This window comes from Streptomyces spongiae, from assembly GCF_009377185.1.
In the GTDB taxonomy this organism is placed as follows: Bacteria; Actinomycetota; Actinomycetes; order Streptomycetales; family Streptomycetaceae; genus Streptomyces; species Streptomyces spongiae.
Map to the genome: position 1 here is coordinate 1 of NZ_VJZC01000365.1, position 10095 is coordinate 10095.

A 10095-nucleotide genomic window follows, 5' to 3' on the forward strand; every position below is an offset into this window, starting at 1 on the left:
CGCGAGCCCCGCCCCGGACGTGTTCGCACGCCCCACGGACAGCCCGCCACCGCTGACCCCCGAGGTCCTCGCCGAGGCCCGCCGCGGGGTGCACCTCATCCATCTCGCCTGTATGGACATGGACCTGGGGGCCTGGGACACCCCACAGGCCAAGGAGAAGCTGCGCGTCATCGGCGAGACCTACCGGCCGGGCCAGCCGCAGACCTGCCGTTTCCCCGGCTTCATGTGGTTCTTCGCCGTCCTGCTCAGCGCCGACCTGAAGCGCATCCGCCACATCATCGACGAGAGCGTGAACAGCTGCCGCGAGCTCGGCTACTCCTGGGAGCTGGCCCAGGCCCTGCGGATGCGGGCCAACATCCTCGCCAACCGCACCGACTGGGTGGGCGACGCCACCCGCGACGCCGAGGAGGCGCTGGAGCTGTTCACCCGGATCGGCGACGCCTGGGGCGTGGCGGAGGCGCTCTCCGCGCGGGGCGAGGCCCAGGAGCGCGAGGGTGACTACGCGGGCGCCGCCGCGGACTTCGGCCGGGCCCTGGAGTGGGCCGAACGGCTCGGCGCCCACGCCCAGCTGGGTGTCCTGCGCGCCCGCCTCGGCGGCGTGCTCATCGAGAGCGGGGACGCCGAGCGGGGCGAGAAGATGCTGTTCGAGGTGCTGGAGAACGCTCATGGCAGTACCAGCGAGGCCATGCCGGCCGCCCGGCTCGGCCTCGCGGTCTGGCTCGGCCGCAGCGGGCGTACGGCTCAGGCGCGGGAGCAGATCCGGCTGCTGCGGGTGGACTTCGACGCCGCCAACTTCGTGCTCTTCGCCAGCTTCGTCACCGGCGCGGAGGGCTGGCTGGACGCGCTCGACGGCCGCTACGAGGAGTCCCTGGTCAAGATGCGCCAGGCGCTGGAACGGGCCATGGACCCGATCACCCGCAACATCGCGCCCCACTTCATCTCCGTACAGCTCACGGGGGCCGCCATCGGCGTCGCCGCCGTGGACGGCGGCATCCGGGCACGGGACGCGGCCCGGCTCCTCGGCGCGGCCGACGCCCATGTGCCGCACGGCCACTTCTACAGCCCCATGGAGGTCGAGAACCGAAGCCGGGCCGAAGCCGCGGCCCGGGCCGCACTGGGCGACGCGGTGTACGAGACGGCGTACGCCGAGGGCGGTGGCCTCTCCGTGGAGGAGGCCACCGCCCTGGTCTGAACCGTCCGGCTCAACTGTCCGGCTCTTCGGCGGCGCGCAGCCGTGCGCGGGGACCCGCGTCAGCTCTTCGTGCGGAACTTGTGGATCGCCACTGGTGCCATGACCGCCGTGATCGCCACCGACCAGCCCAGCGTCACCCACAGGTCGTGCGCGACCGGTCCGCCCACCATCAGTCCGCGCGCCGCGTCCGCGAGCGTGGACAGCGGGTTGTAGTCGGTGAAGGCCTGCAGCCAGCCCGGCATCGAGTTCGTCGGCGCGAAGATCGACGAGCCGAACTGCAGCGGGAAGAGCACCAGGAAGCCCATCGCCTGTACGGACTGCGCGTTCTTGAGGATCACGCCCAGGGTGAGGAACACCCACATGATCGACGAGGCGAACACCGTGGACAGGCCGACGGCCGCGAACAGGCCACCCCAGTGGTTGATGTCGAACCCGACCAGGACGGAGACGATCATCAGCACGGTCGTCGCGAACAGCATCCGCAACAGCTCCACGGAGATCTTCGCGAACAGTACGGAGCCGCGCCCGATCGGCAGGGACCGGAAGCGGTCCATGACACCGGAGTTGAAGTCCTGGCTGAAGCCGGTGCCGACGCCCTGGGACAGCGTCATGCTCATCATCGCGATCATGCCGGGGATCACGTACTGCACGTATCCGTCCTGACCGCCGCCCAGGGCCTGCCCGATCGAGCCGCCGAAGACGTACACGAACAGCAGGGTGAAGACGACCGGCATCAGCAGCGCGTCGAACATCGACTCGGGGTCCTGCCGGATCCACAGCAGGTTGCGGCGGATCAGCGCGCCGGTGTGGCGGAGGTGGCCGCGCAGCGGGATACGGGCGTCGGTCGCACTGGCGGTTGTTGTCGCGGCGCTCATACGGCGACCTCCTCGCGGGTCTCGGCGGGCACGGTGTCCTGCGGGGCACTGGCGCGGTGGCCGGTGAGGGACAGGAACACCTCGTCCAGGCTGGGCAGTTCGGTGGTGATGGAGCTGATGGTGATGCCTCGCGCGACGACCGCGCCCACCACCGCGGTCAGTTGCTCGTCGCTGAGGATCGGGACGAGGACGGTGCCGCTCTCGGCGTCGACGGTCGTGGTCGCGAGCCCGGTGATCCCGAGCTCGTCGAGGGTGGCGGCGAGCGGGCGCAGCTGCAGCGGATCGCCCGGCCGCACGCGCAGTGTCCGCCCGCCGACCTTGGCCTTGAGCTCGTCGATGGCACCGCCCGCGATGACCTTGCCGTGGTCGACGACCGTCAGCTCGGAGGCGAGCTGCTCGGCCTCTTCCATGTACTGAGTGGTCAGCAGGACGGTCACGCCCTCGCCGACCATGGTCTTGACCTCGGCCCACACCTCGTTGCGGGTACGGGGGTCGAGACCGGTGGTGGGCTCGTCGAGGAACAGCACCTCGGGCCGGCCGATCATCGAGGCGGCGAGGTCGAGGCGCCGCCGCATCCCGCCGGAGTAGGTGCTCGCGGGCCGCTTGGCGGCCTCCGTCAGGGAGAACCGCTCCAGCAGCTCGTCGGCGCGCCGGCGTGCGTCCTTGCGGGGCAGGTCGAGCAGCCGCCCGATCATGTAGAGGTTCTCCCAGCCGGGGAGCTTCTCGTCGACGGAGGCGTACTGCCCGGTGAGCCCTATCACCCGGCGCAACTGGCGGGGCTGCCGCAGGACGTCGTAGCCGGCGACGGTCGCCTGGCCCGTGTCCGGTGCGAGCAGCGTGGACAGGATGCGTACGAGGGTGGTCTTTCCGGCCCCGTTCGGCCCGAGCACACCCATCACGGTGCCCTCGCGCACGTCCAGGTCGACACCGTCCAGCGCCTTGGTCTCGCCGTAGTGCTTGACCATCCCCCGAACGGTGACGGCGATTTCGCCGCCGCTGGCGTTCTTGTCGATTCGTGTCATACGGATGACAGTGTCAGGGCCCACCGACAAACCACCGACAGCTCGCCGACACCCACCCACACCTGCCCACACCCACCGACACGCCACCGACATGCCGGCGACAGGGTCGCTACTCGGTCCCGGGGTGACCTGGCAGGAGGGCTCCCACGGCGCGCTCCACCTCCGCGATGCGGTCGGCGAGCCCGGCCGTGTCGGTTCCCGGCCGGCGGCGCAGAAGCAGCTCGATCCGGGCGAGCCGCTCGTTGATCTCCGTGAGCCGGTCACCGTCCCCCGCCACCGCGCGCATCGCCAACTGGCGGTTCTTGCGGTGCAGATCGAGAAAGACGTTGACCTTGGTGCGCAACACCCACGGGTCGATGGGCTTGGCGATGAAGTCGGCGGCTCCGATCGCGTATCCCCGGTAGGCGTAGTCCGAACCGCTCTCGGTCCCGGTCACCAGAATGATGGGCACGTCCTTGGTCTGGTCGAGGCGTTTGATGTTGGCGGCGGTCTCGAAGCCGTCCATGCCGGGCATCCGGACGTCCAGGAGGACGACCGCGAACTCCTGGCGCAGCATCGCCTTCAGCGCCTGCTCCCCCGAGCGCGCGCGGACCAGGTGCTGGTGCAGCGGGCTGAGGACGGCCTCGAACGCGATGAGGTTCTCCTCCATGTCATCGACGATGAGGACGCTGCACGGGTCGGTCAGGTTGGCACTCATGGCGCGCCCCCGGGCGGATCGTCGGCACTCTCGTCCGCGCCCGGTGGTTCATCGGCGGCGCCGCGGTCCCGCGCCGGTGCCGGGGTGTCGCTCTGCGGGTCGAGCAGATCGCAGATGACCGACAGCAGGCGGTCGACGTTCACCGGTTTGGGCACGTAGTCGTTGGCGCCGCTGTCGATCGCCTTGTCGCGGTCTCCGGGCATCGCCTTGGCGGTGAGCGCGATGATCGGGAGGTGAGCCAGCCGAGGAGTGTCCCGGATGGTGCGAATGGTTTCGTATCCATCCATCTCGGGCATCATGATGTCCATCAGGACCAGGGACAGGTCGGGGGAGCGCTCCAGGACCTCGAGGCCCTCCCGGCCGTTCTCCGCGTACCGCACGGTGACGCCGACCCGGCCCAGCGCGTGGGTGAGGGCGAAGACATTGCGGATGTCGTCGTCGACGATCAGGATGCGACGGCCTGCCAGGACACGGCCGGGCCGCCCGCTGAGCCACTCCTTGAGCCGGGTCGTCTCCGGCCAGGTGTCCTCGCGGCCGTTGGCGGTGCCCGTGGTTCCCCTGGCCGTCGGGTCGTCCGCGGGGCGGTCCGGAGTCAGGACGTCGGCGCTGAGGCTCCCGGCACTGTCGAGCACGTGCTCAGGCGAACCATCCCCGGCGACGGCCGCCGCGGGCGCCCGGGGCTCCGCGGGAAGCGCGGGCGCGGCACCGACGGTGTGCAGGTCCGCGGGGCCCTGCGCGGCGGCGGCGCCGGGGTGGTGCGCGGGAACGTAGAGGGTGAACTGCGAGCCCACACCCGGCTCGCTCTCGGCGACGATCTTGCCGCCGAGCATCCCGGCGATCTCCCGGCTGATGGACAGGCCGAGGCCGGTGCCGCCGTACTTGCGGTTGGTGTTGCCCTCGGACTGCTGGAACGCTTCGAAGACCATCGGCAGCTTCTCCTTGGGGATTCCGATCCCGGTGTCCCTTACGGAGAACGCGATCACGGCTTCCGCGTTCAGAAGCGTCTCCTCGTCGAACCGCGTCCCCGGCACCCGGCTGACGCGCAGTTCCACGCTGCCGTCGTGGGTGAACTTCACCGCGTTGGACAGCAGGTTGCGCAGCACCTGCTGCAGGCGCTGCTCGTCGGAGTACAGGTCGGTCGGTACGTCCTTCTCGACCGCGATCTCGAAGCCCAGACCACGATCGATGGTCAGCGGCCGGAAGGTCGCGTGGACGTAGTCGAGCAGCTTGATCAGCGGGAGCGTCTTCGGACGCACGTCCATCCGCCCGGCCTCGATCTTGGACAGGTCGAGGATGTCGCTGATCAGCTGGAGCAGGTCCGAACCCGAGCGGTGGATGGTGCTCGCGAACTGCACCTCCTGTTCGGCCAGATGGCCGTCGGGGTTGTCGGCGAGCAGCCGGGCCAGGATCAGCAGGGAGTTGAGCGGAGTGCGCAGCTCGTGCGACATGTTCGCGAGGAACTCCGACTTGTACTGCGAGGCGGTCGCGAGCAGCGCGGCCTTCTCCTCCAGCTCGGCGTTGGAGCGCTGGAGTTCGTCCGACCGCTCGCGCAGCTCGGAGGTGAGCCGCTGCGACTCCGACAACAGCGACTCCGTACGGGAGTTGGCGATGATCGTGTTGATCGAGACGCCGATCGTGTTGGCGAACTGGTCGATGAAGGCCAGGTGCACATCGCTGAACCTGCTGAGCGAGGCCAGCTCGATCACTCCGAGCACCTGGTCCTCGAAGAGGACGGGACGGATGACGATGCTGGCCGGGCGGGCCGTGCCGAGACCCGAGTTGATGGTGATGTAGTCGGGCGGGGCGTCCATGATGATGATGCGCTGTTTCTCCTGCGCGGCCTGTGCGATCAGCCCCCGGCCCGGGGTGCCGCTGCCGGGGAGCGGACTGCCCCCGCCGGCCTGGTCGGTGCCGTACCCGGCGATGAACTGGAGGCCCTCGCCGGGGGGCGCCCCCGCCTCGGCCAGGAAGAACGCACCGAACTGCGCGTTCACCAGCGGGGTCAGCTCGCGCAGGATCAGGTCGGCGACCTCCACCAGATCGCGGTGGCCCTGCATGAGCCCGGCCATGCGGGTCAGGTTGGACTCCAGCCAGTCCTTGGCACGGGTGGTCTCCCGGAGGTTGGAGACCATGAGGTTGATGTTGTCCTTCAGCTCGGCGACCTCACCCTGCGCCTCGACCGTGATGGCGCGGGACATGTCGCCCTGGGTGACCGCGCCCGCCACCTCGGCGATCGCCCGGACCTGGGTGGTGAGGTTCAGGGCCAGCTCGTTGACGTTGGTGGTCAGCCGCTTCCACGTTCCGTAGACGCCCTCGACACGGGCCTGACCGCCCAGCTGCCCCTCACTGCCGACCTCCCGGGCGACGCGGGTGACCTCGGACGAGAACGAGGAGAGCGTGTCGACCATCGTGTTGATGGTGGTCTTCAGCTCCAGGATCTCGCCGCGCGCGTCCACGTCGATCTTCTTCGACAGGTCGCCCTGGGCGACGGCCGTGGCGACCTGGGCGATGTTGCGGACCTGGGAGGTGAGGTTGTCGGCCATGAAGTTGACGTTGTCCGTGAGGTCCTTCCACACCCCGGACACCCCGCGGACCTGCGCCCGGCCGCCCAGCGATCCCTCCGTGCCGACCTCGCGGGCGACGCGGGTGACCTCGTCGGCGAACGCGCGCAGCTGCTCGACCATCGTGTTCACGGTCTCCTTCAGCTGCAGGATCTCGCCGCGCGCGTCGACCGTGATCTTCTTCGACAGGTCGCCGTTGGCGACCGACGTGGTCACCTGGGCGATGTTGCGGACTTGAGAGGTCAGGTTCAACGCCATGAAGTTGACGTTGTCCGTCAGCTCCTTCCACACGCCCGAGACCCCGCGGACCTGCGCCTGTCCGCCCAGGTTGCCCTCGGTGCCGACCTCGCGCGCGACGCGGGTGACCTCGTCGGCGAACGCCGACAGCTGGTAGACCATCGTGTTGATCGTCGACTTCAGCTCCAGGATCTCGCCCTTCGCCTCCACCGTGATCGTCTTGCCGAGGTCGCCCTGGGCGACGGCCGTGGCGACCTGGGCGATGTTGCGGACCTGGGAGGTGAGGTTGTCGGCCATGAAGTTGACGTTCTCCGTGAGGTCCTTCCACACCCCGGAGACATCGCGGACCTGCGCCCGGCCACCGAGCTGTCCCTCGGTGCCGACTTCCCGGGCGACCCGGGTGACCTCGCCCGCGAACGCCGACAACTGGTCGACCATCGTGTTCACGGTGCTCTTGAGCTGCAGGATCTCGCCGCGGGCGTCCACCGTGATCTTCTGGCTCAGATCGCCGGTGGCGACGGCCGTGGTCACCTGGGCGATGTTGCGGACCTGCGAGGTCAGGTTCGACGCCATGAAGTTGACGTTGTCGGTGAGGTCCTTCCACACCCCGGAGACGCTCGGCACCTGGGCCCGGCCGCCCAGCTGACCCTCCGTGCCGACCTCGCGCGCGACGCGGGTGACCTCGTCGGCGAACGCGCGCAGCTGGTCGACCATCGTGTTCACGGTGAGCTTCAGCTCCAGCAGCTCGCCGGTCGCCTCCACCGTGACCTGCCGGGTCAGATCGCCGCGCGCGACCGCCGTGGTCACCACCGCGATGTCGCGCACCTGCGCGGTCAGCCGGGAGGCCATCGTATTGACGGCCTCGGTCACGGAGCGCCAGTCGCCGGTCAGCCCCTGCACCGTGGCACGCCCGCCGAGACGGCCCTCGGTACCGACTTCCCGGGCGACGCGGGTCAGCTCGCCGGTGAACAGCGACAGCTGCTCCACCATGCGGTTCACCCCGCTCCCCAGGCGCCGTAGATCGCCGCGAAGCGGGCGTCTGGCGTCGTGCAACTCGGCGCGCTGCGTCAGGTCGCCGTCCGCGACGGCGTCCAGGACGCGCGTGGCATTCACCATGGGAACGGCCAGCGCTTCCAGCAGCGTGTTGGCCGCGTCCACGCTCGTCGTCCACCCTCCCGGACCGGGACTCGCCGTGAGCCGCTCGTCCAGGCGCCCCTCTCGGACCACCTCCCGGCGCACCCGATCGAGTTCCGAAGCCAGGTGCGCGTTCCGCGTGACGATTTGGTTGAACACCCCCGCTATCTCGGCGAGGACCCCTTCGGGCGGATTTCCCATGCGTACGGTGAAGTCGCCGTCACAAAGGGAATTCATGGCCGCGACCAGCGGACGCAGTTCGGCCACGCGCACCCACTCGCCGTCCCGGGAGGAAGCGGGCCGGCCTGCGGCCTCAGGCCCGGTTTCAGCGGGTCCCCGCTCCCGGGGTTCAGGCTCAGGAGAAGCGATTTCAGGCTGGCTGGCAGATTCCATGGCAGTACATTTCTCGGGACAAATATACGATTACTTCCCATTTAGGCTACATTCGACCTGTATTTATCGGCAGAGAGATGAGCAGGGGGTCGCCAGTGGGGACGTTCCTCGATCCGCGTGCGGATGCGGCGCGGATGCGCGTACCCGCCAACGAACTCGCGGCCTCGGCGGCGCGCAAGTTCGTGCGCGCCGTGCTCGCGGAACGGACCGCACCGCGCTTCCCCGGGGCGCCGACGCTCAGTGACCGGTCCGTCGACGATGCCGTGCTCCTCGTCAGCGAACTGGTCACCAGCGCTGTCACGCACTCCGGGTTCGAGCTCGAGGTGGCCTGCCGCATAGAGGCCGGCCCACGCTCCTCAGTGGACTCGGCGCGGGCCGAGACCGGGTTCGTGGGCGTCGTGGTCGAGGTGCTGGAGCGCGCCCCCTCGGGCGGCCGCGATGGCGGAAAAAGCGAACTGAGCCATCTGCGCGGCCACGGCCGCCGGCTGATGCGCACACTGGCCGAGTCCTGGGGTGTGACCCACCGGCGCACCGAGAGAGTCGCGTGGTTCCGTCTGGAGGGCGCGATGGCGCCCCCGCTCGCCATCCCGGAGCAGGACGTCACCGGTCCCCTCCCTGAGTCCGTCCGCCGCGGGCCGCCTGCCCCCGCCCTGCCGCGCGACCTTCCGGCCCGTAGCGCCGAGTGGGCCGAGCGCGCGGGACAGTCCTTCCTCGCCGAGGCCGGAGAGCTCCTCGCCGGACAGTTGGACGAGGACATGGTCGCGGCGCTCGCCGGACAGCTCCTGGTCCCCAGGCTCGCCGACTGGTGCGGCGTATGGCTGACCACGGACAATGCCGAGATGCGGCTGTCCCATGTCTGGCACATGGACGAGCGGCGGATCCGCGCACTCCGCCTGGCGCTGCAGAAGGACCGCCCGTCCGCCGGGCTGAGCACGACCGGGGTCCCCTGGCCCTGGCCCGAGTCCGGAGACGCCGGGAGCCCGGGCGGCTCGGCGCTGGCGTTCCCGCTCGTCGCGGGCGGCCGGTGCCACGGCACACTCCTGATCGGCCAGGCGGGACTGCCCCACCTGACCGACGCCGTCGTACGGCTCGCGGAGGACGTGGCCCGGCGCATGGCCCAGGCGGTGGTCACCGCCCGCCACTACACGCGGCAGGAGAGCATCAGCCGGTCCCTCCAGCGCAGGCAGCTCCCCACGTCCCTCGCCGCCATTCCGGGCGTCGACACGGCGATCGTCTACGAGCCCTGGGCCGAGGGCCAGACCGTCGGCGGGGACTTCTACGACCTGTTCCCGATAGAAGACCACCGGTGGTGCTTCCTGCTCGGCGACGTCAGCGGCCACGACGTGGAGGCGATGTCCGTCACCGGCCTTGCCCGGCACCTCGTCCGGCTGCTGGCGCGTGAGGGACACGGCGTCGAGTCCCTGCTCAACCGGCTGAACCTCGCCATGGCGGAGGAGGCCGCCGAGGCCATGACGCTCCGCGGCGAGCGGGAGGGCTCCCGCTTCCTGAGCCTGCTGTACGGGGAGTTGGAGCCCGACCCGGTCGCCGGCGGCGCACGGTGCACGCTGGCCAGCGCCGGGCACCCGCCGCCGTTGCGGCTGGCACTGGACGGCTCGGTGACGCCGGCCGCGGGCCCGCAGATGCTGCTCGGCATCGAGGAGCACACGGAGTACCACGCCAACTCCTTCACCCTGGAGCCGGGGGAGACGCTTCTGTGCGTCACCGACGGCGTGACCGAACGCCGCAGAGGCACACGGCAGTTGGACGACGACGACGGCCTGGCGGAGGTACTGCGGGGATGCGTCGGACTCGGCGCGAAGGCAGTGGCGGAATGCGTCCGCCGAGCCGCCCACGACTTCAGCAACGAGCCGATCGAGGACGACCTCGCGGTGCTGGTACTGGAGGCGGTACCGGTACTCAGAAGCGCGGGAACGGTGACGACGGCGCCAGGCGGCGACCACCCCAGCCCCTCCGGCGTTTGAGG

General features: G+C 70.1%; 5 protein-coding genes and 1 pseudogene. 2 read left to right on the top strand and 4 right to left on the bottom strand.

Going from position 1 to position 10095, the window contains the following annotated elements; genetic code table 11:
• Nucleotides 1-1192, top strand: a pseudogene (locus tag FNH08_RS51085) (AfsR family transcriptional regulator); the annotation flags it as partial.
• A gap of 59 nt (nt 1193-1251) precedes the next feature.
• On the opposite strand, the gene FNH08_RS34315 reads toward FNH08_RS51085, so the two are convergent.
• The 4 genes from FNH08_RS34315 to FNH08_RS34330 all read right to left on the bottom strand — a co-directional run bounded on the left by FNH08_RS34315 (nt 1252) and on the right by FNH08_RS34330 (nt 8111).
• The gene (locus tag FNH08_RS34315; RefSeq protein ID WP_152775433.1) at nt 1252-2067 is read right to left on the bottom strand and encodes an ABC transporter permease; all 816 of its coding nucleotides are present in this window, start codon (nt 2065-2067) and stop codon (nt 1252-1254) included.
• On the bottom strand, nt 2064-3089 hold the full coding sequence (locus tag FNH08_RS34320; protein WP_152775434.1) for an ATP-binding cassette domain-containing protein: 1026 nt from the start codon (nt 3087-3089) through the stop codon (nt 2064-2066). Before FNH08_RS34320 ends, FNH08_RS34315 begins: the two co-directional genes overlap by 4 nt.
• A gap of 109 nt (nt 3090-3198) precedes the next feature.
• Nucleotides 3199-3786: a response regulator gene (locus FNH08_RS34325; RefSeq protein ID WP_152775435.1), complete on the bottom strand. Its 588-nt coding sequence runs from the start codon at nt 3784-3786 to the stop codon at nt 3199-3201.
• Nucleotides 3783-8111 carry a HAMP domain-containing protein gene (locus tag FNH08_RS34330; protein ID WP_152775436.1) on the bottom strand — a complete coding sequence of 1443 codons (4329 nt, stop codon included), beginning with the start codon at nt 8109-8111 and terminating at the stop codon, nt 3783-3785. Before FNH08_RS34330 ends, FNH08_RS34325 begins: the two co-directional genes overlap by 4 nt.
• Before the next feature lie 134 nt (nt 8112-8245).
• On the opposite strand from FNH08_RS34330, the gene FNH08_RS34335 reads away from it, so the two are divergent.
• Nucleotides 8246-10093 carry a SpoIIE family protein phosphatase gene (locus FNH08_RS34335; protein WP_152775437.1) on the top strand — a complete coding sequence of 616 codons (1848 nt, stop codon included), beginning with the start codon at nt 8246-8248 and terminating at the stop codon, nt 10091-10093.
• Nucleotides 10094-10095: the final 2 nt, after the last annotated feature.

Coding starts and splice junctions, on each gene's coding strand:
- FNH08_RS34335 (WP_152775437.1), top strand. CDS start 8,246: ATGCGCGTACCCGCCAACGAACTCGCGGCCTCGGCGGCGCGCAAGTTC.
- FNH08_RS34325 (WP_152775435.1), bottom strand. CDS start 3,786: ATGAGTGCCAACCTGACCGACCCGTGCAGCGTCCTCATCGTCGATGAC.
- FNH08_RS34320 (WP_152775434.1), bottom strand. CDS start 3,089: ATGACACGAATCGACAAGAACGCCAGCGGCGGCGAAATCGCCGTCACC.
- FNH08_RS34330 (WP_152775436.1), bottom strand. CDS start 8,111: ATGGAATCTGCCAGCCAGCCTGAAATCGCTTCTCCTGAGCCTGAACCC.
- FNH08_RS34315 (WP_152775433.1), bottom strand. CDS start 2,067: ATGAGCGCCGCGACAACAACCGCCAGTGCGACCGACGCCCGTATCCCG.